Source organism: Mesorhizobium loti CJ3sym (assembly GCF_000472785.1).
Taxonomy (GTDB): domain Bacteria; phylum Pseudomonadota; class Alphaproteobacteria; order Rhizobiales; family Rhizobiaceae; genus Mesorhizobium; species Mesorhizobium loti_E.
In genome coordinates this window covers 1-22,556 of record NZ_AXAL01000013.1, presented here as the reverse complement: position 1 = coordinate 22,556, position 22,556 = coordinate 1, and the positions used below count along the sequence as shown (strand labels likewise).

At 63.4% G+C, this 22,556-nt stretch carries 21 protein-coding genes and 2 pseudogenes; 14 read left to right on the top strand and 9 right to left on the bottom strand.

From position 1 onward, the window contains the following. Positions 1-33: 33 nt before the first annotated feature. The 6 genes from kdpA to A3A9_RS0118800 are packed head-to-tail and all read left to right on the top strand — an operon-like array spanning position 34 to position 8,122. A complete protein-coding gene (gene kdpA / locus A3A9_RS0118825; protein WP_027060159.1) occupies positions 34-1,737 on the top strand; it encodes a potassium-transporting ATPase subunit KdpA in 1,704 nt (567 codons plus the stop codon). Between the two features lie 25 nt (positions 1,738-1,762). Continuing rightward, on the top strand, positions 1,763-1,978 hold the full coding sequence (locus tag A3A9_RS0118820) for a hypothetical protein (RefSeq protein WP_027060158.1): 216 nt from the start codon (positions 1,763-1,765) through the stop codon (positions 1,976-1,978). Continuing rightward, the gene (gene kdpB / locus A3A9_RS0118815; RefSeq protein WP_027060157.1) at positions 1,975-4,068 is read left to right on the top strand and encodes a potassium-transporting ATPase subunit KdpB; all 2,094 of its coding nucleotides are present in this window, start codon (positions 1,975-1,977) and stop codon (positions 4,066-4,068) included. Before A3A9_RS0118820 ends, kdpB begins: the two co-directional genes overlap by 4 nt. Positions 4,069-4,079: 11 nt before the next feature. Beyond that, positions 4,080-4,643 (top strand): potassium-transporting ATPase subunit KdpC, encoded by a 564-nt coding sequence (gene kdpC, locus A3A9_RS0118810; protein WP_027060156.1) that lies wholly within the window; start codon positions 4,080-4,082, stop codon positions 4,641-4,643. A gap of 57 nt (positions 4,644-4,700) precedes the next feature. Further along, positions 4,701-7,436, top strand: a complete 2,736-nt coding sequence (locus A3A9_RS0118805) for a sensor histidine kinase (RefSeq protein ID WP_027060155.1) — start codon at positions 4,701-4,703, stop codon at positions 7,434-7,436. Then, positions 7,433-8,122, top strand: a complete 690-nt coding sequence (locus tag A3A9_RS0118800) for a response regulator transcription factor (RefSeq protein WP_027060154.1) — start codon at positions 7,433-7,435, stop codon at positions 8,120-8,122. The genes A3A9_RS0118805 and A3A9_RS0118800 overlap by 4 nt, the downstream gene beginning before the upstream one ends. A 24-nt stretch (positions 8,123-8,146) precedes the next feature. Here the strand turns inward: A3A9_RS0118800 and A3A9_RS0118795 are convergent, their stop codons facing one another. From A3A9_RS0118795 to A3A9_RS0118755, 8 genes and pseudogenes are all read right to left on the bottom strand, one after another. Continuing rightward, positions 8,147-9,583, bottom strand: a complete 1,437-nt coding sequence (locus A3A9_RS0118795) for an MFS transporter (protein ID WP_027060153.1) — start codon at positions 9,581-9,583, stop codon at positions 8,147-8,149. Between the two features lie 200 nt (positions 9,584-9,783). Beyond that, positions 9,784-10,265 (bottom strand): annotated as a pseudogene (locus A3A9_RS39090) (DUF992 domain-containing protein). Positions 10,266-10,351: 86 nt separating this feature from the next. Further along, positions 10,352-10,828: a DUF992 domain-containing protein gene (locus A3A9_RS0118780; RefSeq protein WP_027060152.1), complete on the bottom strand. Its 477-nt coding sequence runs from the start codon at positions 10,826-10,828 to the stop codon at positions 10,352-10,354. Between the two features lie 205 nt (positions 10,829-11,033). After that, a complete protein-coding gene (locus A3A9_RS0118775) occupies positions 11,034-11,876 on the bottom strand; it encodes a tetratricopeptide repeat protein (RefSeq protein ID WP_027030965.1) in 843 nt (280 codons plus the stop codon). Positions 11,877-12,012: 136 nt separating this feature from the next. Next, complete coding sequence (gene rpsU, locus A3A9_RS0118770; RefSeq protein WP_023671138.1) at positions 12,013-12,291, bottom strand: 30S ribosomal protein S21; 279 nt, start codon at positions 12,289-12,291, stop codon at positions 12,013-12,015. Between the two features lie 176 nt (positions 12,292-12,467). Further along, entirely contained in the window at positions 12,468-12,854 is a 387-nt protein-coding gene (locus A3A9_RS0118765) for an SET domain-containing protein (RefSeq protein ID WP_027060151.1), read from the bottom strand. A 126-nt stretch (positions 12,855-12,980) separates the two neighbouring features. Continuing rightward, positions 12,981-13,735, bottom strand: a pseudogene (locus A3A9_RS41235) (SDR family oxidoreductase). Positions 13,736-13,844: 109 nt separating this feature from the next. Continuing rightward, positions 13,845-14,213, bottom strand: coding sequence for a YrdB family protein (locus A3A9_RS0118755; protein WP_027060150.1), 369 nt, complete (start codon positions 14,211-14,213; stop codon positions 13,845-13,847). Between the two features lie 218 nt (positions 14,214-14,431). On the opposite strand from A3A9_RS0118755, the gene A3A9_RS0118750 reads away from it, so the two are divergent. The 8 genes from A3A9_RS0118750 (at position 14,432) to A3A9_RS0118715 (ending at position 22,266) form a co-directional block, all read left to right on the top strand. After that, complete coding sequence (locus A3A9_RS0118750) at positions 14,432-15,685, top strand: sarcosine oxidase subunit beta (RefSeq protein ID WP_027060149.1); 1,254 nt, start codon at positions 14,432-14,434, stop codon at positions 15,683-15,685. Next, positions 15,685-16,038, top strand: coding sequence for a hypothetical protein (locus tag A3A9_RS0118745; protein WP_027060148.1), 354 nt, complete (start codon positions 15,685-15,687; stop codon positions 16,036-16,038). The genes A3A9_RS0118750 and A3A9_RS0118745 overlap by 1 nt, the downstream gene beginning before the upstream one ends. A gap of 109 nt (positions 16,039-16,147) precedes the next feature. After that, entirely contained in the window at positions 16,148-16,444 is a 297-nt protein-coding gene (locus A3A9_RS0118740) for a sarcosine oxidase subunit delta (protein ID WP_027060147.1), read from the top strand. Beyond that, positions 16,441-19,434: a sarcosine oxidase subunit alpha gene (locus A3A9_RS0118735; protein ID WP_027060146.1), complete on the top strand. Its 2,994-nt coding sequence runs from the start codon at positions 16,441-16,443 to the stop codon at positions 19,432-19,434. Before A3A9_RS0118740 ends, A3A9_RS0118735 begins: the two co-directional genes overlap by 4 nt. After that, a complete protein-coding gene (locus A3A9_RS0118730) occupies positions 19,427-20,011 on the top strand; it encodes a sarcosine oxidase subunit gamma (protein ID WP_027060145.1) in 585 nt (194 codons plus the stop codon). The genes A3A9_RS0118735 and A3A9_RS0118730 overlap by 8 nt, the downstream gene beginning before the upstream one ends. Positions 20,012-20,071: 60 nt before the next feature. Continuing rightward, positions 20,072-20,302, top strand: coding sequence for a hypothetical protein (locus A3A9_RS0118725; protein ID WP_027060144.1), 231 nt, complete (start codon positions 20,072-20,074; stop codon positions 20,300-20,302). 78 nt (positions 20,303-20,380) lie between these two features. Further along, a complete protein-coding gene (locus A3A9_RS0118720; RefSeq protein WP_027060143.1) occupies positions 20,381-21,166 on the top strand; it encodes a ThuA domain-containing protein in 786 nt (261 codons plus the stop codon). Between the two features lie 50 nt (positions 21,167-21,216). Beyond that, a complete protein-coding gene (locus A3A9_RS0118715; protein ID WP_027060142.1) occupies positions 21,217-22,266 on the top strand; it encodes a Gfo/Idh/MocA family protein in 1,050 nt (349 codons plus the stop codon). A 9-nt stretch (positions 22,267-22,275) separates the two neighbouring features. Here A3A9_RS0118715 and A3A9_RS0118710 read toward each other — a convergent pair. Then, on the bottom strand, positions 22,276-22,556 hold a 281-nt coding region (locus tag A3A9_RS0118710), incomplete at its 5' end, for an IS481 family transposase (protein WP_027060141.1).

Sequence of the window (22,556 nt, the reverse complement as noted above, 5' to 3'; positions counted from 1 at the left end):
GACAACCGAAGCCAGGCACGGAAAGCTACTCCAATGACACTCAACGGATGGATACAAATCCTCGCCTACTGCGTGGTCGTCGTTTTGCTGGTGAAGCCGCTCGGCGGCTATATGTACCGCGTTTTCAACGGCGATCGCACATTTCTCTCGCCAATCCTTGGGCCCGTCGAACGGGCCCTTTACCGCATTTCGGGAACCAGCGAGCGCGAGGAACAGCACTGGACCGCTTATGCGGCAGGCATCATGTTCTTCAGCCTGGCCAGCTTCCTGGCGCTTTATGCCTTGCAGCGCCTGCAAGGCGTCCTGCCCTACAATCCGGCAGGCGTGCCCGCCGTTGAGCAGACCCTTTCCTTCAACACCGCCGTCAGTTTCGTGACCAATACCAACTGGCAGAATTACGGCGGCGAAAGCACGATGTCCTACCTCGTGCAGATGGCCGGCCTGACCGTGCAGAACTTCATGTCGGCGGCGGTCGGCATCGCCATCGCGGTGGCGCTGATCCGTGGCTTCGCCCGGCATTCGGTCAAGTCGATCGGCAATTTCTGGGTCGATATGACCCGCTGCACGCTCTACATCCTGCTGCCGCTCAGCATTGTGCTCACCCTTGTCTATGTCTGGCTGGGCATGCCGCAGACGCTCGGGCCCTATGTCGACGCCACCACGCTCGAAGGCGCCAAGCAGACCATCGCTCTCGGCCCGGTCGCTTCGCAGGTCGCCATCAAGATGCTCGGTACCAATGGCGGCGGCTTCTTCAACGCCAATGCCGCGCATCCTTTCGAAAACCCCGATGCGATCTCCAACTTCATCCAGATGGTTACGATCTTCGCGCTCGGTGCGGCGCTGACCAACGTCTTCGGTCGCATGGTCGGCAACCAGCGCCAGGGCTGGGCGATCCTGGCATCGATGGGCGTGCTGTTCATCGCCGGCGTCGCCATCTGTTACTGGGCGGAAGCCTCGGGCAATCCGCTTGTCCATGCGCTCGGCATCGACGGCGGCAACATGGAAGGCAAGGAGAGCCGCTTCGGCATCGCCCTGTCGGCATTGTTCGCGGTCATCACCACGGCCGCATCCTGCGGCGCTGTCAACGCCATGCATGACTCGTTCACCGCGCTTGGCGGTCTGATCCCGATGGTCAACATGCAGCTCGGCGAAGTCATCGTCGGCGGCGTTGGCGCAGGCTTCTACGGCATCCTGATGTTCATCGTCGTCGCCGTCTTCGTCGCCGGGCTGATGGTCGGACGTACGCCCGAATATCTCAGCAAGAAGATCGAGGCCAAGGAGGTCAAGATGGCGATGCTCGCCATCCTCTGCCTGCCGCTGGCGATGCTGACCTTCACAGCCATCGCGGTCGTGCTGCCAAGCGCCGTGGCCTCGATGGCCAATGGCGGTCCGCACGGCTTCTCCGAAGTTCTCTATGCCTACACTTCGGCGGCCGCGAACAACGGCTCGGCCTTTGGCGGCCTTTCCGGCAACACGCCCTGGTACAACATCACGCTCGGTATCACCATGTGGATGGGTCGCTTCTTCGTCATCATTCCAGCGCTTGCCATCGCCGGCTCGCTGGCGACGAAGAAGACGGTGCCCGCCTCCGCCGGTACCTTCCCGACCGACGGTCCGCTGTTCGTCGGCCTGCTGGTCGGCGTGATCCTGATCGTCGTCGGCCTGACCTTCTTCCCGGCGCTGGCGATCGGCCCGATCGTCGAGCACCTGGCCTCCATCCATGGGCAGACCTTCTGAGAGCGCCCCGTCTTGGGTCAAAATCATGTCCTGGTTCAAAAACATGCGACGCAACGTTGAGCATCGGACCGACAGGGAGGGGGAGACAATCCCCCCTCCTTTCCCGACCGTGTCCACCTTCCTCGGCATCGCGGCAGTCATGATCGTGATCTGGCTGCTGGTCTATGGGCCGCCGCATCTTCCTTCGGCATCCGATCGATCGGTGCCTGCCAACAACATCGATACTGGAGCCAACAAATGAGCCAGTCCAAATCCGCGGTTATCATGGATTCCCGCATCTTGTGGCCCGCCATCGGCGGCGCCTTCAAGAAATTGAACCCACGCACTCTTATCAAGAACCCGGTGATGTTCGTCGTCGCCGTCGTCTCGGCGCTGACCACAGTTCTGTTCGTCAGAGACCTGATCACCGGCGGTGGCGATTTCAAATTCACGCTGCAGATCATCATCTGGCTGTGGTTCACCGTGCTGTTCGCCAATTTCGCCGAGGCGGTCGCTGAAGGCCGCGGCAAGGCCCAGGCCGACTCGCTGCGCAAGGCGCGCACCGAGACCCAGGCCAAGCTTCTGGCCGGCGAGGACAGGACCAAGTTCAAGCTGGTTCCCGGCACCAGCCTGAAGGTTGGTGACATCGTGCTCGTCGAAGCCGGAGACATCATCCCGTCGGACGGCGAAGTGATCGAAGGCGTCGCCTCGGTTAACGAGGCCGCGATAACAGGTGAATCGGCCCCCGTCATCCGCGAATCCGGCGGCGACCGCTCGGCCGTCACCGGCGGTACGCAGGTGCTGTCCGATTGGATCCGCTTGCGCATTACCGCGGCCTCCGGTCACACCTTCCTCGACCGCATGATCTCGCTGGTCGAAGGCGCGGAACGCCAGAAGACGCCGAACGAGATCGCGCTCAATATCCTGCTGGTCGGCATGACGCTGATCTTCGTGCTGGCCACGGCGACGATCCCGAGCTTTGCCTCCTATTCCGGCGGCTATATCTCGGTCACCGTGCTGGTCGCGCTGTTCGTCACCCTGATCCCGACCACCATCGGCGCGCTGCTGTCGGCGATCGGCATCGCCGGCATGGACCGCCTGGTGCGGTTCAATGTGCTGGCCATGTCGGGCCGTGCCGTCGAGGCGGCCGGCGACGTCGACACGCTGCTGCTCGACAAGACCGGCACGATCACGCTCGGCAACCGCCAGGCGACCGAATTCCGTCCGGTCAAGGGCGTCACCGAACAGGAACTGGCTGACGCGGCCCAGCTCGCCTCGCTCGCCGACGAAACGCCGGAAGGCCGCTCGATCGTCGTCCTGGCCAAGGAGAAATACGGCATCCGTGCCCGTGACATGGCAACGCTGCATGCAACCTTCGTTCCCTTCACCGCGCAGACCCGCATGAGCGGCGTCGACGTCGACGGCTCTTCGGTGCGCAAGGGCGCGGTCGATTCCGTTCTTGCCCATGTCAATCAGTCAACGGTCGCTGCCCACGGCACGCGCCCAAGCAGCGAGTCCGTCAAGGATCTCCAGGCGGTCGCCGACGAGATCGCCAAGTCCGGCGGCACGCCGCTGGCGGTCGAGCGTGACGGGCGCCTGCTCGGCGTCATCCACCTCAAGGACATCGTCAAGGGCGGCATCAGCGAGCGCTTCACGGAACTGCGCCGCATGGGCATCCGCACGGTGATGATCACCGGCGACAATCCGTTGACGGCGGCCGCGATCGCGGCGGAAGCCGGCGTTGACGACTTCCTCGCCCAGGCGACGCCCGAGGACAAGCTGAAGCTGATCCGCGACGAACAAGCCAAGGGCAAGCTGGTCGCCATGTGCGGCGACGGCACCAACGATGCGCCCGCCCTTGCCCAAGCCGATGTCGGCGTCGCCATGAACACCGGCACGGTTGCCGCGCGCGAAGCCGGCAACATGATCGATCTCGACAGCGATCCGACCAAGCTCATCGAGATCGTCGAGATCGGCAAGGCCCTGCTGATGACGCGCGGCTCGCTGACGACCTTCTCGATCGCCAACGACGTGGCCAAGTACTTCGCTATCATCCCTGCCATGTTCGCCGTCTTCTACGTCGCGCCGGGACAAACCACCGGCCCGCTGCAGGCGCTCAACATCATGCATCTGGCGACGCCGGAGAGCGCCATCCTGTCCGCCATTATCTTCAACGCGCTGATCATCATCGCGCTGATCCCGCTGTCGCTGAAAGGCGTCAAATATCGTGCGATCGGCGCCGGCGCGCTGCTCAGCCGCAACCTGCTGGTCTACGGCCTCGGCGGCATCATCGTCCCCTTCGTCGGCATCAAGGCGATCGACATGATCGTCACCGCCCTCGGCCTCGCTTAAGGAACAGGTCCATGCTCACCCAGATAAGACCCGCGATCATCATGATCGTCTTTTTCACGGTCCTGACCGGCCTGATCTATCCGATCGGCATGACCGGCATTGCCCAGGCGCTGTTTCCGCACCAGGCCAATGGCAGCCTGATCGTGAAGGACAAAACCGTCATCGGGTCCGAGCTGATCGGCCAGGCCTTCGCCAGCGACAAATATTTCCATGGCAGGCCTTCGGCCGCCGGCAATGGTTATGACGCTACAGCCTCCGGCGGTACCAATCTCGGCCCGACCAACCCCAAGCTGATCGACCGCATCAAGGGCGATGCCGAGAAGCTGAAGGCGGAGAATCCGAACACGCCGGTGCCAATGGACATGGTGACGACGTCGGGCAGCGGCCTCGATCCGCAGATCAGCCCGGAGGCCGCCTATTTCCAGGTTCCGCGCGTCGCCAAGGCCAGGGGCATCGACGAAGCCAAGGTCAAGGCGCTCGTCGACGGCCAGGTCGAAGGCAGGGAGCTTGGCTTCATGGGAGAGCCGGTGGTCAACGTGCTGGCGCTCAACATCGCGCTGGACGCCGCGAAATAGTGAATGGCGGGCGCCGGGGATCGACAGTATCCCCGGCGCCATTCATGATCGGTTCTGATGCCGGAAGACAGAAGCAACGAAAACAGGCCTTCCCCCGACGCGCTGCTCGAGCATGCAGAGCGGGAAGGGCGCGGCCGTCTGCGGATATTCCTTGGCGCGGCGCCCGGTGTCGGCAAGACCTACGAAATGCTGATGTCGGGCCGCGCCAGGCTGGCTGATGGCGTCGATGTCGTGATCGGCGTCGTCGAGACGCATGGCCGCAAGGAAACCCAGGCTTTGGTCGAGGGTTATGAGATCATTCCCCGCCGCAAGGTCGACTACAAGGGGCGCATGCTCGACGAGATGGATATCGACGCCATCATTGCCCGGCGCCCGGCGCTGGTCCTCGTCGACGAACTCGCCCACACCAACGCGCCCGGCAGCCGCCATCCCAAGCGCTACCTCGACGTCCAGGAAATCCTGACGCAAGGCATCGATGTCTACACGACGCTCAACGTCCAGCATGTCGAAAGCCTGAACGATGTCGTCGCCCAGATCACCAAGGTCAGGGTCCGCGAGACGGTTCCAGATTCCATCATCGACCAGGCCGACGATGTCGAGATCATCGATCTCACCCCGGACGACCTGATCAAGCGGCTAGAGGAAGGCAAGGTCTACTTCCCCAACACCGCGCAGCGCGCCATCGAGAATTATTTTTCGCCCGGCAACCTGACGGCCCTCAGGGAACTGGCGCTGCGCCGCACCGCGCAGCGCGTCGATGAGCAGTTGCTCAATCACATGCAGTCTCATGCCATCCAGGGCCCCTGGGCGGCTGGGGAAAGGGTTCTCGTCTGCCTCGATGCGCGCCCGGGCGGCGCGGCCCGTATCCGCTATGCGCGCAGGCTGGCCGACCGGCTGCGTGCCCCGTGGACGGCACTGCATGTCGACAGTCCTCGCTCGGCCAGCATGCCCGAGGAGGACAAGGACCGGCTCGCGAACAATCTGCGCCTCGCCCAACAGCTCGGTGCCGAGGTGACGACCATTCCGGGTCAGAATGTGGCGCAGGACATCGTGCGCTATGCGACGGCGAACAATTTCACCCATATCGTGGTCGGTCGGCCGACCCGGTCGCGCTGGCGCGAATTGATCGAGGGATCGCTGACCTATGATCTGATCCGCAACGCCGGCGACATCAGCGTCCATGTCATTTCGGGAACCGAGCGCAGCACCGAGGCGCCGTCGAGGAACGTCAGGACAGCGGACGAGCAGACGCCATTCCAGATCTGGCCCTATCTCATGGCCACCGCCTATGTCGCCGGCTCGCTCGCCTTCGCCGTCCTGCTCGACCAGTTTCTCGATGTTCGCAACCTCGCGATCATCTTCCTCATCGGGGTCCTGGCGTCGGCGGTGACCGGCGGTCTCTGGCCGGCTCTGTACGCTTGCCTCGTCAGCGCCCTTGCCTTCAACTATTTCTTCTTGGAGCCGCGCTACACGCTGACCATCCGGGACCCTGAGAGCATCGTCGCGCTCGGCGTGTTCCTGGTTGTCGCCGTCATTGCCAGCAATCTGACGGTGCGCGTGCAGCGCCAGGCAGTCGCCGCCCGCTCACGGGCACGGGCGACGGAGGACATCTATCTCTTCTCCAAGAAGCTCGCCGGTGCCGGCACGCTCGACGACGTTCTCTGGGCCACCGCTTTCCAGATTGCCTCGATGCTGAAGCTGCGGGTGGTGCTGCTTTTGCCCGAAGACGGCACCATCACCGTCAAGGCCGGCTATCCGCCTGATGACACGCTGGCCGAGGCCGACATCGCCGCCGCCCGCTGGGCCTGGGAGCACAACCGCGCCGCGGGGCGCGGCGCCGACACGCTGCCTGGCGCCAAGCGCCTCTATCTTCCGCTGCGCACAGGGCGCACGGCAATCGGTGTCGTCGGCCTCGACAATGACAAGCAGGGCCCGCTGCTGACGCCGGAGCAGCAGCGCCTGCTCGACGCGCTGGCCGACCAGGCAGCGGTCGCCATCGAGCGCATCCAGCTGGTCGCCGATGTCGACCGGGCCAAGCTCCTGGCCGAGGCGGACAGGCTGCGCTCGGCGCTGCTGACCTCCATTTCGCATGATCTGAAGACACCGCTCGCCGCCATCATGGGAGCGGCCGGCACGCTGCGGGAATTCGCGCCGGCACTTCCTGAAGAGGACCGGGCGGAGCTGCTGACGACCGTGCTTGACGAATCCGAGCGGCTGAACCGCTTCATCGCCAACCTGCTCGACATGACCAAGATCGAGTCCGGCGCGATGGAGCCGAATTTTGCTTACCATTATGTCGGCGATATCGTCGGCTCCGCCCTGCAGAGGGCCAGGAAAATCATCGGCGAGCACAAGACGGAGGTGGATATCCCCCCGAATCTGCCGATGTTGAAAGTCGATCCCGTCCTGTTCGAACAGGCGCTGTTCAATCTCCTCGACAATGCAGCGAAATACGCGCCGGCAGGTTCGACGATCCGCGTGCAGGGTTGGACCGACGATGGTTCCGTCAGCCTGCAGATCATGGATGAAGGGCCGGGCATCCCCCCCGGCGATCTGGAACGGATTTTCGACACGTTCTACCGGGTGCGCAAGGGCGACCAGGTTCGCGCCGGCACCGGGCTCGGCCTGTCTATCTGCCGCGGCTTTATCGATGCGATGGGTGGCACGATCACGGCGGCAAACCGAACCGACCGTTCGGGCGCGGTTTTCACCATCAAGATGCCGAAGCCGACGAACCCGCCCGATCTCGGCGTCACCACGACGGACGACAATGATGTGGGTGATTTGGCATGACGAACGCGAATGTCAGGATATTGGTTGTCGATGACGAGCCACCGATCCGCAAACTGCTTCGGGTCGGCCTCGGCAGCCAGGGCTATGCGGTCAGCGAGGCGCCGAACGCCAAGACGGCGATCGAGCTGATGGACGAGGAAAAGCCGGATCTGGTGCTGCTTGATCTCGGCCTGCCCGGTATGAGCGGCCATGAGCTGCTGCGCAAATGGCGTGACGACGGCCTCGACATTCCCGTCGTCATCCTCTCCAGCCGCACCGACGAGGCCGGTATCGTCAACGCGCTCGAACTCGGCGCCGACGACTATGTCACCAAGCCGTTCGGCATGAACGAGCTGGTGGCGCGCATCCGCGTGGCGTTGCGGCACAAGTTCCAGCAGCAGGGCGAGAAGCCGGTTTTCCAGAGCGGTGACCTCAGCGTCGACCTGGTCAAGCGCATCGTCAAGGTCGAGGGCAAGGAGATAAAACTCTCGCCGAAGGAATACGACATATTGCGCATCCTGGTGCAGCATGCCGGCAAAGTGCTGACCCACCATTTCATCTTGAAGCAGATCTGGGGCGACTCGACCGACGTCCAGTATCTCAGGGTCTATGTCAGGCAGCTCAGGCAGAAGATCGAGAAGACCCCCGACCAGCCGCACCACATCACCACCGAGACCGGTGTCGGCTATCGACTGCGGGTCGACTGAGACAACCTCTCCACTGAACCTGCGTCAGCCGATGGCTTCCAGTGGCCGGTTTGGAGTCGCGGATGCCCGCAAGGCCGCCAGGCAGCCGAGAAGGCCAAGTGGCACGAAGGCAAGGAACAGCCAACTCGCGACATTCGCAGCCGCGTCGTGGTTCAGCCCTTGCGAGAAACCGCTGGCATTGGCGACGATGCCGGCAAGCGCGGCACCCACGGCATAGCCGATGCGCTGCATGGTTGGCACCGCGGCCGAGGCGATGGTCTGTTCGTCGTCGGGCGCGGAGGCGACAATGACGCGGGCCAGGAACGGCCATGCAATGCCAAAGCCGCCGCCCTGCAACAGGGCGCAGACCAGGATCAGCGGGATCGAGCCAAGGGGTATCGTATAGGCGAAGCCGGCGATGCCCGCCGCGATCATCAGCGCGCCGACGACAATGATCAGCCGCTCGCGCCGCGGCGGGGCGTTGGCGACGAGGATCGACAGGATCGACCAGGCGATCGATTCGGCGGCGATGATGTAGCCAGTGGTCAAAAGCGGAATGTCGTGCAGGCTGGTTAAAAGCAGCGGCCCGTAGACGCCGAAGGAGACGGTCGCCACCGAAAAGGCGGCAACCATGGTCATGCCGGCGCCAACCGGCGTGCGCCACGAGAACAGCCGCGACGGGAACAGCCGCGAGCGCGGCTTCAGCCCGTCGATCAAGAAGAACAGCGCCAGGCCGGCGAGGCCAAGCACGATCAGCAGCGAGGAACGCAGCGGCGCGATGTCGACGCCGGCCGAGGCGATCAGCACCACGGCGACCGCGAGGCAGGCAAGGGCTGCAAACGGGAAGGGCGGCACCTTGGCGGCGCTGGGAACGGGTCGCGTTGCCTCTGGGGTGTCGAGCACGATGAAGCTGGCCAGCGCCATGGCCGTGCCGCCGAAAGTGAAGACGCCGAAGGCCCAGCGCCATGACAAAAGCTCGGTCATGACCGCCCCCAGCAGCGGGCCGCTGAAGGCGGCGACACCCCAGATCGCCGACATGATGCCGAAAAGCTGCGGCCAGATGGCGCGCGAAAACAGCCGCTCGACCGAGACGTAGGCCAGCGACACCAGCGCGCCGCCGCCAAGCCCTTCGACCAGGCGGCCGGCAAGGAACAGTTGCATGGAGGGCGAAGTGGCGCAGATCAATGCCCCGGTGGCATAGAGCAGGGCGGCGACCACCATGTTGGTGCGCAGCGCCACGTAGCTCACCAGCCGTCCGGCCGCGGCGCCAGCGACGATGGCGCCGAGCTCATAGACCGCCAGAGACCAGCCGACGAGCTGTACCCCGGCCATTTCACCGACCATGGCCGGCATGACGGTCGCCACCATCGTCTCATTGGTCGCGTGCAGCAGGATACCCAGGCTGATGAAGCAGAATCGCGCCAGATCGCCGCTCGCCCACAATGCGCGCCAGTCGACCCTGTTTGTAGCGATTTCAGTCATGTCCACCCCTGCCTTGCATATCCCGACGCCGTCGCATGGCACCAGAAGCCAGCAAGGCTTTCCGGCAGGACCATGCGCATCGGGATCGAGATGTTGCTTCAGTGGAGCAGGCTTGTAGGACCTCAACCGCAGTTGAGCTCAAGCGGTTTTTGACAGTTTTTTGCGGCCGACTGCTGCGATTGCCCGTCGTCGTAACGCGATCAGTTCTCGGTGCTGCGCAGCTGGAACTGGCTGACGCCGATGGCGAGGTTGATGCCGGTCTGCGTCTGCAGGCTGAGCGGCTGGAGGGTAAAAGCCTGCGAGGAGCCGCCGACCAGCAGATTGGCGCCGGCGCCTACGGCCGCCGTCACCTCGGCGCTGGCGCCGACATAATCGCCCGCCAGTGCGCCCGGTGCGTAGATGTTCTTCAATGGTGTCAGCACCAGCCACTGCATCACCGTCTGCTTGGTGGTGCCGATGTCGAGGCCATATTTGTTGACGACGCCAAAATAGGCTTCAGGCGCGAAGGTCTTATCGGCCGGGGTGAAGGTGCAGCTCAAATCCTTGCTCGAGCCGAAGATATAGCCGGTGCCGCCTGCTATGGCGCATTCAAGCCTGCCGAGTTCGACACCCGGTCCTGTGCTTGCGCCACGCCGGCGAGCAAGGTTGTGATCACGGCAGCGGCAATGGCTGTCTTCGGCATACTGTTCCCCTCAAAATCAAACGGCGCGGAACCAGTCTATCCGGTTCCGCGCCGCAGAGTAGAGAGGAGCGCATGGCTCCATGCAATCACTTGAACGAGTGGATCAGCTCAAGCGAGGTCACGGCCACGGCGAGATTGACGCCGGTCTGCGCCTGGACGCTGAGCGGCTCCAGCATGAAGGCGCTGTTGAAGCCACCGACCAGCAGATTGGCGCCGCCGCCGGTAACGACACTCGCCTCGGCGTTGACGCCATAATAGCTGCCGGCGAGATCGCCTGCGTCACGGTCGCGGGTCGCGGCAAAAACCGCCCAGATCAACTGGCCCTGATGCGTCTGGCCGAGATCGAGGCCGATCTTGGAGATGACGCCGGTGTAAACCTCAGACGGTCCATGGTGATACGGACGGAAGACGCAGGACACGCCCTTGTTGGAGGCAACGATGTAAGCAGTGCCGCCATCGATGGTGCAGTCGAGCGTGCCGAGCTGCAGCTTGCCGGCGCTGGCCGGGGCGACGGCGAATACCGTCGTGGCGAGGGCAACTGCACAGGCGAGTTTCTTGATCATGGGAGGGTCCTTTCGCAAATAACTTCGATTAACGGCTTGAGTGGTCAGACCGTTCCGTCGAAAACTTGGCGTGAACAAGGCAAGCGTTAACAGCTTGTTGCTGGGGTTAACGCGCGGTAGCCGGACTGCGTCTTTTTGGACACGCACAGGACGGTGCATTTGGATGCCCCGCGCTTTTGCGCAGGGCAGCTGGCGAAATCGGAGATCAGCTGACGCGGGCGAGGCCGTCCTTGGCCGGCTGGTAGCTGGGGTTGAGGCGCACGGCTTCGCGATAGGATTTCGCCGCCTTGGCCTTGTCGCCGCGCCGCTCGTAGATCAGCGCCTGGTTGGCCCAGGCCTCGGCGTTCTGGCCGTCGAGCTTGATGGCCATGTTGAAGTCGGAGAAGGCATTGTCCTCGTCGCCCGTCGCCAGGTAGGAGAGGCCACGGCCGTTGTAGGGCTCGGCCGCGTCCGGCGCCAGCGAGATGGCTGTCGAGAAATCCTCGATGGCGAATTTGTGCTGGCCCTGGCTCTGATAGATCAGGCCGCGATTGTGATAGGCGCGGGCGTCGGTCGTATCGAGCTGGATCGCCTTCTGGAAGTCGTTGAAAGCATCCTGGGTGCGGCCTGCCTTGCGGTAGAGATTACCACGGCCGATATAGGCGGCGTCGTAATTGCCGTTGATCTGGATCGACTTGTTGTAGTCGTCGAGCGCGGCGGGCTGATTGCCGAGGAAGCGCTGGATCAGCGCCCGGTTCGAATAGGCCTGGTAGAAATTCGGATTGAGCTGGATGGCCTGGTTGAAATCCTTGAGCGCCGCCTGGTACTGGCCGCCACGGCCATAGGCCGAGCCGCGCACATTGTAGCCTTCAGGGTCCTGGGGATTGCGCTGGATCACCGCCGACAGCGAGGAGATGTTCTCGCTCGAGCCTTGCGCCTTGTCGATGTTGTTGAATTCGCCGGCCGGGCCCGATGTCTGGCAACCGGCAAGCACCAGTCCGGAAAGCAGGGCCGCTGCCAGGGCGAAACCACGCAATGCGGTCCCGCGCTCCACGCTCGTTGCGTTCATGTCTGCCCTGTCCTCACTTGTGCCGTCGTCAGGTCCGGATCCCCCCTCCGGGCCGGGTCACGTCAAAACAAAAAGGTGGCGGCGATTCCGCATCGCGCCACCTCTGATATCCTTCGAAAAGGACGAAAAATAGGCGTTAGAACCGCGGCGGGCGCGGAGCACCACCAGGACCACCGGCGGCGCCAGCAGCAACCGGGCGCGGCGTCATCGGCAGCAGACCTTCGCGCTGGGCGCGCTTGCGGGCCAGCTTGCGGGCGCGCCGCACGGCCTCGGCCTTTTCACGGGCGCGCTTCTCGGAAGGCTTCTCGTAGTGACCGCGCATCTTCATTTCGCGGAAAATGCCTTCGCGCTGCATCTTCTTCTTGAGCGCGCGAAGCGCCTGATCAACGTTATTGTCGCGGACGAGTACCTGCACGGGCAATCCTGTCTTTCGGGTTTGATATCAACAGGCAAGCGGCCATAGCCACTAGCCTCCGCGGCGGTCGACACCACGAATTGTGGCGGCTGATAGCAGAATCAGGCCGCGCTGTCCACAGTCGAAATGCAGGACAACAGCCAAATTGCCACGGTCGCCCCGACATAGGGCGCCAATTAGGCCGTGGCCAGGTGCAGCCGTTCGAAATCCTCGAAGAACTCGCCGTAGTCACAAGTGATCTCCTCGCCGGCGGCGATGTCGCGGGTCGCGGTCGCGCCGCCATACTGCGAAAAATCGGTGTTCGGTGTCGCCGAATGGTTCATGAAGCGGCCATTGTCGACCTCATAGACCATGAAACCCGGCCGATCCGGGCTCGGATAGGCGTAGCGGTCGAGCAATTCCTTCAGAGGCTGGGGTGCGGCCTCATATTTGTCCTTCGGGATCAGCCGGTCGAAATCCGGGTCAAGCCGCCAGATCGAGGCGCCTTTCCGGATTGGCTCGGCGGCGAACATGCCGACGCCCTCGATTGCGCTCTGGGCGACATAGGTTCGGATCAGCATCATGGTTCCAGGACCTGTTTTGGCAAGAAGACCCGTTTCGACAAAACGGAATCGCCAAATCGCGTTGAAAAAGCAAGTCCGGCAGGCTGCGTCAAAGCGACGAACCAGCCTGTTCGCCGCAAAAATCCTTCACGTCCGGTTGATCGAGACGCCGCCATCGGCAAACAGCGCGGTTCCGGTGGTGAAGCTCGAGGCGTCGGAGGCGAGATAAAGCGCCGAGCGGGCGATCTCTTCCGGCTGCGCCATGCGCTTCAAGGCATGGATACCTTCGACGAAAGCGCGGGCTTCGGGTGTGGTCGTCGTCGCGCCGGGGGTGTCGGTGCCGCCAGGCAGCAGCGCATTGACGCGCAGGCCTTTTGGTCCGTACTCGGCGGCCAGCACCTGCGTCAGGCCTATCAGGCCGGCCTTGGCGGCGGCGTAGGCGGCCATGCCCGGCATGCCGGCGGTGTAACAAAGCTCGAGGTGAAGATCAGCGAGCCGCCACCGCGTTCCAGCATGGCCGGTATCTGGTATTTCGCGCCGAGAAAGGCGCTGGTCAGGTTGATGTCCATCGTCTCGTGCCACGTCGCCGGCATCCTCTCGGGCAGCTGCGCCATCAAGCCGACGGCACCGGCATTGTTGAAGGCGATGTCGAGGCCGCCGAAGCTTTCGACCGCCAGATCGACAAGGGCTTTCGCATAGGCCTCGTCCCTGACGTCGCCGGCAAGAGCGATGGCCGTGCCGTCGGCGTCTTTGATTTCAGCGACCAGCGTGTCGAGCTCTGCCTGGCGCCGCGCGGCGACGACGATCCTGGCACCTTCGTCGGCAAAGAGCTTTGCCGTGGCGCGGCCGATGCCGGAACTGGCGCCGGTGACGATGGCGATCTTGTTGGCGAGTGCGAGCATCTCTCTTGTATCCCTGTTTCGCGCCGGTCTCGCCGGCAATCGGGATGTTTGGTCGCAGGTGGGGCGGGTTGGAGCCACCCGATACCTGCGAAGGCGTCGGCGCCCTGAACTATTGCTTTAGCAGCCAACCCAGCCGGTCGAGCGAAAATGCGTAGCTGATGGCGATGAGCAGGGCGACGATGAGGCCCGTGGTTGTGTAACCCGCGGCATAGAATCCGGCAGCGCCGCCGAACAGGATGATCAGTTCCAGCGCCAGTCTTACCGTGCCCGGCACAGGCACCGGTGCGCGGCCCGACCGGCTCGGGTCATTGAGCACCGCAAAAGTACCCCACAGCGCGGCTGCAATGAGCGGCAAGGACAGAGCGAGGATCCAACGCCACCATCCCTCGGAGAGGTTCCAGCCGGCGACGCCGAGACCGAGCAAGGCGGCAAGTTCCAGCAGGAAGCGCAACGTCAGATTCCACCAGGCATTGTCCATAGCCGTCCTCCAGAATTTCGCGACAGGCAATGTGGCTGAAGGCCCTCATGGGAGCCAGCCCAAGTGCGTCCTTTTCCACCGCGGCGCAAAACGGCAAGCGCCGTCGCAAACAGCGCAAGGGTGGAAGCGCTGTTTCGCTAGTGATACACCTCGCGCGCCGGGGCCGAGTGAACGCCCCGATGCCATTTGCGAGACCTTTTCGGCGGGAGGCCAGGACGTTGAAAAAATATTCGGTATTCGCCATCGCCCGGGAGGCCATGCGCGGCCACAAGGGCTGGGAGGAACAATGGTCCTCACCTGAGCCCAAGAAAGAATACGACGTCATCATCGTCGGCGCCGGCGGCCATGGCCTGGCCACCGCCTATTATCTCGCCACCGTGCACGGCATCACCAATGTCGCGGTGCTGGAAAAGGGCTGGCTCGGCGGCGGCAACACCGGCCGCAACACCACAATCATCCGCTCCAACTATCTCTATGACGAGAGCGCCGGGATTTACGACCACGCACTGAAGCTGTGGGATGGGCTCTCCCAGGAACTCAACTACAACGTCATGTATTCGGCGCGCGGCGTCATGATGCTGGCGCACAATGTGCATGACATCCAGGTGCTGAAGCGCCACGTTCATGCCAACCGGTTGAACGGCATCGACAATGAATGGCTGTCGCCGGAACAGGCGAAGGAATTCTGCCCGCCGCTCAACATTTCCAAAGAGGCGCGCTATCCGGTCGTCGGTGCTGCCCTGCAGCGACGCGGCGGTACGGCGCGCCATGACGCGGTGGCCTGGGGCTATGCGCGTGGCGCTTCGGCGCGCGGCGTCCACATCATCCAGAATTGCGAGGTCACCGGCGTCAAGCGCGCACCGAACGGCGCCGTCATGGGCGTCGATACGACGCGTGGCTTCATCGGCGCCAAGAAGGTCGGCGTGGTGGCCGCCGGGCATTCCTCGGTCATCATGAACATGGCCGGTGTGCGCATGCCGCTGGAAAGCTATCCGCTGCAGGCGCTGGTGTCGGAGCCGGTCAAGCCGGTCGTGCCTTGTGTGGTGATGTCGAACACCGTGCACGCTTATATCTCGCAGTCCGACAAGGGCGAGCTGGTGATCGGCGCTGGCACTGACCAGTATGTCTCCTATTCGCAGACCGGCGGCCTGCACATATTGCAGCATACGCTGGACGCCATCTGCGAGATGTTCCCGATCTTCACGCGTATGAAAATGCTGCGGTCCTGGGGCGGCATCGTCGACGTCACGCCGGATCGTTCGCCGATCCTGGCCAAGACGCCGGTGCCCGGCCTCTACGTCAATTGCGGCTGGGGCACGGGCGGCTTCAAGGCCACACCTGGCTCGGGCCATGTCTTTGCCCACACCATTGCAAGGGACGATCCGCATCCGATCAACGCGCCCTTCACCATCGAGCGCTTCCGCACCGGCCGCCTCATCGACGAGGCGGCAGCGGCGGCGGTAGCGCACTGATGGCTGTGGTCGAGATGACCCGGAAACAAAATGTTTTCTTTCTCTGGGCCGGTGCGGCAGGGTTCGCAACATTTTTTGGGGCAGCGGGAATCAACGGTCTGATTTTCTTCTCCGGGCACGGCAATTCGGTCTTTCAAAATGTTCTGCAGGCAGCAATGCCATTTATAGTGTTTCCAGCTTTTATCTCATTGGTCTGGTTCGGCATAATGCCAAGGGCAGGAACTATGATGTATCTAGCGGGGGTGTTCGATGATCCTAGATATAGGTACATGTATACGTGGGACTTATTCCGCTTTTTGTTTTTGGTCACCGACAACCCAAGGGTTGTATTGAAAGAGCGGAGTGAAAATTGACTTGTATGCGAAACTCCGTATCAGCCGTGCAGCTGGGTCATCTCAGTGTCGACCGGCCTAGTCGAGAGCTTGTCAGCTGCTGCTGCGATAGTCCGTTGAGGGGAAAAACATGCTGCTGATCCGCTGCCCCTATTGTGAGGAAGAGCGCCCGGAGCTCGAATTCCGCAACGCCGGCGAAGCGCATATTGCGCGCTCGGCCAATATTGCGGGCGAGAGCGACGATGACTTCGAAAAGTTCTTCTTCATCCGCTCGAATCCCAAGGGCATCATCTATGAGCGCTGGCGGCACATGCATGGCTGCGCGCGGTTCTTCAATGCCGTGCGCGACACCGTCACCGACAAGTTCGTGATGACCTACAAGGCCGGCGAGCCGAAACCCTCCAAGCTGCCGGGAGCTGCAAAATGAGCGGCGCGTTCCGTATCCCGAGCGCCGGTCGCCTGAAGCAGGCCAAGACGGCAGGGTTCAGCTTCGATGGCCGGTCCTATACCGGCATCGAGGGCGACACGCTGGCTTCGGCGCTGCTCGCCAACGGCGTGCATCTGGTCGGCCGCTCGTTCAAGTACCACCGGCCGCGCGGCTTCCTGTCGGCCGGCGTTGAAGAGCCCAACGCGCTGGTGCAGATCGTGCGCGACGATGCGCGTAAGACGCCGAATGTGCGCGCCACCGTGCAGGAGCTTTATGACGGGCTAGCCGCCAACTCGCAGAACCGCTGGCCGTCGCTGGCCTTCGACGTCGGCGCGGTCAACGACATTGCGTCGCCGATGTTTTCGGCCGGCTTCTACTACAAGACTTTCATGTGGCCGAAGGCGGCCTGGAAGAGCCTTTACGAGCCCAGGATCCGCGAAGCCGCCGGCCTTGGCGTTTCTCCAGACAAGCCTGATCCCGACCATTATTCCTCCCGCTACGCGCATTGCGACGTGCTGGTGCTGGGCGGCGGTGCCGCCGGCATCGCGGCGGCACTGGCGGCGGCTGAGACCGGCGTGCTTGTCATCCTGGCCGACGAGCAGGCCGAATTCGGCGGCAGCCTGCGTTTCGAGAGCGGCGCGAAAATCGATGGCCAGGACGGTTTTGGCTGGGCGCAGGCGGCGATCGCCAAGCTGAGCGCCATGGACAATGTTCGCGTGCTGTCGCGCACGACGGCGTTTGGCTACTATGCGCAGAATTTCGTCGGCCTGGTCGAGCGCGTCAGCGATCATCTGAAGGCCCCCGGCCATGACTTGCCGCGTGAGCGGCTGTGGCAGGTCCGCGCCAAGCGCGTGGTGCTGGCTTCCGGTGCCATCGAGCGCCACATGGTGTTCGCCGACAATGACCGGCCGGGCATCATGCTGGCGGGTGCAGCGCGCACCTTCCTCAACCACTATGGTGTGGCGGTCGGCAGGAATGTCGGCGTCTACACCGCCAATGATTCCGCCTATGCCGCAGCGATCGACCTTAAGAAGGCCGGTGTCAATGTGGCGGCAATCGTCGACCTGCGCGACCATCCGACCGGACCGGTGATCGACGAGGCGAGGGCGCTCGGCATCGAGGTCAATTTCGGCCGCGCGGTGATCCGCGCCGGTGGCAAGCTGCGGGTGTCGTCGATGACAGTGCAGCCGAAGAATGGCGGCGGCGAACGCACCATCCCGGTCGATGCGATCCTGATGTCGGCCGGCTGGACGCCATCGGTGCATCTGTTCTCGCAGTCGCGCGGCAAGGTCGCCTTCAACGACGAGACCAAGCGCTTCGTGCCGGGCACCTATGCGCAGGATTGTGTTTCCGTCGGCGCCTGCAACGGCACCGACGGGCTGTCGGCATCGGTCGACGAGGCCTATGCGGCTGGCGCCAAGGCGGCCAAGGATGCAGGCGCCAAGATCGCCAAGGGTACGAAGCCGAAGGTCGATGCCTCGGAGAGCTGGTCGCGCGGCATGCTGGGCGCGGCTCCCGGCGCCGGGCCGGACAAGACGGTCAAGGCGTTCGTCGATTTCCAGAACGACGTCACCGCCAAGGACATCCGCCAGGCGGTGCATGAAGGCATGCGCTCGATCGAGCATGTCAAGCGCTTCACCACCAACGGCATGGCGACCGACCAGGGCAAGACGTCCAACATGCACGGTCTGGCGATTGCCGCCGAGACGCTGGGCAAGCCGATCCCCGAGGTCGGCCTCACCACTTTCCGCGCGCCCTATACGCCGGTCACCTTTGGCGCGATCGTCAGCCATGCGCGCGGGCCGCTGTTCGATCCGACACGCAAGACGGCGATCCATCCCTGGGCCGCGGCACAAGGTGCCGTATTCGAGGATGTCGGCCAGTGGAAGCGAGCCTGGTATTTCCCCAAGGGCGGCGAAGACATGCATGCCGCGGTCGACCGCGAATGCGTCGCGGTTCGCACCAAGGCCGGCCTGTTCGATGCTTCGACGCTGGGCAAGATCGAAGTGGTCGGGCCGGACGCGGCCAAGTTTATGGAACTGCTCTACACCAACCCGTGGGAGAAGCTGGAGCCGGGCCGTTGCCGCTATGGCATCATGCTGCGCGAGGACGGCTTCATCTATGATGATGGCGTCGTCGGCAGGCTGACGCCGGACCGTTTCCATGTGACGACGACGACAGGCGGTGCGCCGCGCGTCATGAACCACATGGAGGACTATCTCCAGACCGAGTTCCCGCATCTCAATGTCTGGCTGACCTCGATCACCGAGCAATGGGCTGTCATCGCGGTGCAGGGGCCAAAGTCGCGCGACATCATCGCGCCGCTGGTCGAAGGCATCGATATGTCCGATGAGGGGCTGCCGCACATGTCGGTGCGCGAAGGCAAGATCTGCGGCGTGCCGACACGGCTGTTCCGTATGTCGTTTACCGGCGAGCGCGGCTTCGAAGTCAACGTGCCGGCCGACTATGGCCGAGCCGTCTGGGAAGCGCTGTGGGCGGAGGGCCAGAAGCACGGTGCTGTTGCCTATGGCACCGAGGCGATGCACGTGCTGCGCGCCGAAAAGGGTTATATCATCGTCGGCCAGGACACGGACGGCACGGTGACGCCGAACGATGCCGGACTGGACTGGGCGGTCGGCAAAAAGAAGACCGATTTCGTCGGCATCCGCGGCATGGCGCGGCCGGATCTGGTCGCCAAGGGCCGCAAGCAACTGGTTGGTCTCAAGACCAAGGACCCGAAAGTGGTGCTGGAAGAGGGCGCGCAGATCGTCGAGAATCCCCAGCAGGCGATCCCGATGAAGATGATCGGCCATGTCACCTCAAGCTACTGGTCGGAAAATTGCGGCCGCTCGATCGCGCTGGCGCTGGTCGCCGGCGGCCGTGACCGGATGGGCGACACGCTCTACGTGCCGATGCCGAACGGGGTGATCGAAGTGGAGGTTACCGGCATGGTGTTCTTCGACGAGACGGGAGGGCGCCTCAATGGCTAAGGCTGCTGCGAAAAAAGCAACAACCGTCGCAACACCGTCGGTCGAGCGCCGTCCGGCTCTGATTGGGCGCAGCACCACGGCGCCGAGCGTCAAGGTCGAGATCCTGCCGCCGGCGGAGCGCATCTCGCTGCGCGCGCCGGAAGCTTCGGTCGCAGCGCTTTCGAAGGCGCTTGGGCTGACCTTGCCGAAGAAGCCGAAAACCTCGGCGTTAAAGGCAGGGCGCACTGCGTTGTGGCTCGGCCCCGATGAATGGCTTGTCATCGATGAGGCTGGCAACGATCCGCTCGCCGATTGCACAGGGGTTTCCGCCCTGCATTCGGCCGTTGGCATCTCGCATCGCAACATCGCGATATCAGTTGCTGGCACGGGGGCGGCCGCAACGATCAATTCAGGGTGCCCGCAGGATCTGTCGCTCGAAACCTTCCCGGTGGGCGCGGCCTCCCGCACCATCCTCGGCAAGACCGAGATCGTGTTGTTGCGCACGGCCGATAACGCCTTCCGGGTCGAGTGCTGGCGTTCCTTCTCGGACTATGTCTTTACTTTCCTCTCCGAGGGAGCGCGCGACGCGGCGGTCTGATCCAGGAACGTTTTGCCGCGCGCGTCCGTTGTGCGGCAACAAGTCGAGGGAGAAGTGTCGATGCCGTCAAAATCCGCGCCGAAGTCGCCGGTGAAAAAGACGCCCGCCGTCCGCTCGCTCGAACATGAGCAACGCGAAGCGCCAAGCGCCGAAGAGGAACTCGAGGAAGGCCTCGAGGATACCTTCCCGGCCAGCGATCCAGTGTCGATCACTGGCTCGGCCATTCCGGGCGCGCCCGCCAAGCCGGGCAAGGCCAAGACCGTGGCAGGCCAGAAAACCCGCAAGCCCTGATTTCCCGCAATTCTGGTCGAAGGTATCTTCCCAAGACCTCAGCAGATGCGATATTCAAAGCGCTTTGGAGAGGAAAAAATGCCTGTTAAAGCCGTTGTCTGGGGCGAGAACGTCCATGAGCAGACCAATGCCGCCGTGCGCGACCTCTATCCCCTGACCATGCATGGCACGATTGCCGCTGCCCTCAACCAGGACAAGGGCATCGAGGCGACCACCGCCACCTTGCAGGAACCCGAGCACGGCCTGAGCGAGAAGCGCCTGGCAGGCACCGATGTGCTTCTGTGGTGGGGCCATGCTGCGCATGGCGAGGTCAAGGACGAGATCGTCGAGCGCGTGCAGAAGCGCGTCTGGGAAGGCATGGGACTGATCGTGCTCCATTCCGGCCATTATTCGAAGATCTTCAAGCGGCTGATGGGCACGCCCTGTTCGCTGAAATGGCGCGAGGCAGGCGAGCGCGAGCGTGTCTGGGCGATCAATCGCAACCATCCGATCGCGCAAGGCATCGGCGAATGCCTGGAGATCGGCGAGACGGAAATGTATGGCGAGCCGTTCGCGGTGCCGGAGCCGCTGGAGACGGTGTTCGTCTCCTGGTATGAGGGCGGCGAGGTGTTCCGCTCCGGGCTGACCTACCAGCGCGGCGCCGGCCGCATCTTCTATTTCTCGCCCGGCCACGAGACCTATCCGATCTACCACAATGAGGGCGTGCAACAGGTGCTGCGCAATGCCGTCCACTGGGCGCACAACCCGGCGCCCGCATGGTCCGGCATCACCAATGCGCCGAACGTGCCGACGGACAAGGCCAAGGAGAAGATCGTGCAGAAGGGCTTGCGCTTGCATGCCGACGGCGACAAGGGCTTGAGTTGATGGTGGGGCTTGAGTGATGAGGGGCTTGAGTTGATGGGGGACCTGATCTGATGCATCGCCTGCTCTTGCTCGGCACCGGCTGGATCGCCGGACATCATATCGAAGAGTTTGCAAAGGTTCCTGGCTGCGGCATTGTCGCCTGTGTCGATCAGCTGCCTGGCCGCGCGGCGGCGTTTGCCGCTGCCAACAAGATCGGCGTTTCTTTCGAGAGCCTCGAAGCGGCGATCGCCTGGGGCGATTTCGACGCGGCCATCAACGCGACGCCGGACGGTGTGCACAAGGCGACGACACTGGCGCTGCTTGCCGCGGGAAAACATGTCTTTTGCGAAAAGCCACTGGCGCCGAACCAGGCCGACGCGCTTGCCATGACCGAAGCGGCCGAGGCAGCCGGCCTCGTCAACATGGTCAATCTCACCTACCGCAATTCACCGGCGATCCAGGAAGCACGGCGTCTGGTGTTGGCCGGCGCGATCGGCGAACTGCGCCATGTCGAGGCGAGCTACAAGCAGAGCTGGCTGGTCAGCAAATCCTGGGGCGACTGGCGCGTCGAGGACAAGTGGCTGTGGCGCCTGTCGACCCAGCATGGTTCGACCGGGGTTCTGGGTGATGTCGGCATCCATATTCTGGACTTCGCCACCTATGGGGCGGCCCAGGATATTGTCAGCCTGCACGCTGATCTGGTGACGTTTCCGAAGGCCGAGGGTGAACGGATCGGCGACTATGTGCTCGACGCCAATGACAGTGTGGCGATGACGGCACGGCTGACATCCGGCGCGCTGGCGACAATCATGGCGAGCCGCTACACAACCGGCCATGGCAATGACCTTTCGCTGGCTTTGCACGGCACCAAAGGAGCGCTCAAGGTCGAGACCGATGGCAAGGCTGCGCGGCTGTCGGCGTGCCTGGGAGAGGACGTCGATGTTCAGCTCTGGCGAGAGCTGGGCCTGCCGGATGCCAAGCGCAACGCCCAGCGTTTTGTCGACGCGCTGGATGCCGGGGAGAACGGCGACCCATCCTTCCGGCGCGCCGCCGACATGCAGAAGTTGATCGATGCAGCCTTCGAGAGTTCAGCGGCCAAGCTGCCGATCTCGATCGGCTGACATACTCACCTAGATGTGGAGCCTCAACAGGTTGTCCTCGGTCCAGCCGAGGCGGCTGATTGGTGTTAGTGACTTTAGGCTGCCGTGCGGACGATGCCAATTGTATCTGTGAAGCCAGACTGGAAGCTCGGCTGCACGGCTATCTGAGGTCGGATAGGCGACGGCATAAGCCCACTCCCGCAGGGCGGTCTGAATGAAGCGTTCGGCCTTGCCGTTGGTTTTTGGCGTATATGGCTTTGTGCGCACGTGCTTGAGCCCGAGCTTGCGGCAGGCTCTGGCGAAGGCCTTCG

Excerpts from the sequence above, each read along its gene's own strand:
- A3A9_RS0118735 (WP_027060146.1), top strand. The coding sequence starts at position 16,441 with ATGAGCGGCGCGTTCCGTATCCCGAGCGCCGGTCGCCTGAAGCAGGCC.
- A3A9_RS0118755 (WP_027060150.1), bottom strand. The coding sequence starts at position 14,213 with ATGGACAATGCCTGGTGGAATCTGACGTTGCGCTTCCTGCTGGAACTT.
- A3A9_RS0118805 (WP_027060155.1), top strand. The coding sequence starts at position 4,701 with ATGCCGGAAGACAGAAGCAACGAAAACAGGCCTTCCCCCGACGCGCTG.
- A3A9_RS0118780 (WP_027060152.1), bottom strand. The coding sequence starts at position 10,828 with ATGATCAAGAAACTCGCCTGTGCAGTTGCCCTCGCCACGACGGTATTC.
- A3A9_RS0118775 (WP_027030965.1), bottom strand. The coding sequence starts at position 11,876 with ATGAACGCAACGAGCGTGGAGCGCGGGACCGCATTGCGTGGTTTCGCC.
- kdpB (WP_027060157.1), top strand. The coding sequence starts at position 1,975 with ATGAGCCAGTCCAAATCCGCGGTTATCATGGATTCCCGCATCTTGTGG.
- A3A9_RS0118720 (WP_027060143.1), top strand. The coding sequence starts at position 20,381 with ATGCCTGTTAAAGCCGTTGTCTGGGGCGAGAACGTCCATGAGCAGACC.
- A3A9_RS0118800 (WP_027060154.1), top strand. The coding sequence starts at position 7,433 with ATGACGAACGCGAATGTCAGGATATTGGTTGTCGATGACGAGCCACCG.
- A3A9_RS0118715 (WP_027060142.1), top strand. The coding sequence starts at position 21,217 with ATGCATCGCCTGCTCTTGCTCGGCACCGGCTGGATCGCCGGACATCAT.
- kdpC (WP_027060156.1), top strand. The coding sequence starts at position 4,080 with ATGCTCACCCAGATAAGACCCGCGATCATCATGATCGTCTTTTTCACG.
- A3A9_RS0118730 (WP_027060145.1), top strand. The coding sequence starts at position 19,427 with ATGGCTAAGGCTGCTGCGAAAAAAGCAACAACCGTCGCAACACCGTCG.
- kdpA (WP_027060159.1), top strand. The coding sequence starts at position 34 with ATGACACTCAACGGATGGATACAAATCCTCGCCTACTGCGTGGTCGTC.
- A3A9_RS0118795 (WP_027060153.1), bottom strand. The coding sequence starts at position 9,583 with ATGACTGAAATCGCTACAAACAGGGTCGACTGGCGCGCATTGTGGGCG.
- A3A9_RS0118725 (WP_027060144.1), top strand. The coding sequence starts at position 20,072 with ATGCCGTCAAAATCCGCGCCGAAGTCGCCGGTGAAAAAGACGCCCGCC.
- A3A9_RS0118820 (WP_027060158.1), top strand. The coding sequence starts at position 1,763 with ATGTCCTGGTTCAAAAACATGCGACGCAACGTTGAGCATCGGACCGAC.
- A3A9_RS0118740 (WP_027060147.1), top strand. The coding sequence starts at position 16,148 with ATGCTGCTGATCCGCTGCCCCTATTGTGAGGAAGAGCGCCCGGAGCTC.
- A3A9_RS0118745 (WP_027060148.1), top strand. The coding sequence starts at position 15,685 with ATGGCTGTGGTCGAGATGACCCGGAAACAAAATGTTTTCTTTCTCTGG.
- A3A9_RS0118765 (WP_027060151.1), bottom strand. The coding sequence starts at position 12,854 with ATGATGCTGATCCGAACCTATGTCGCCCAGAGCGCAATCGAGGGCGTC.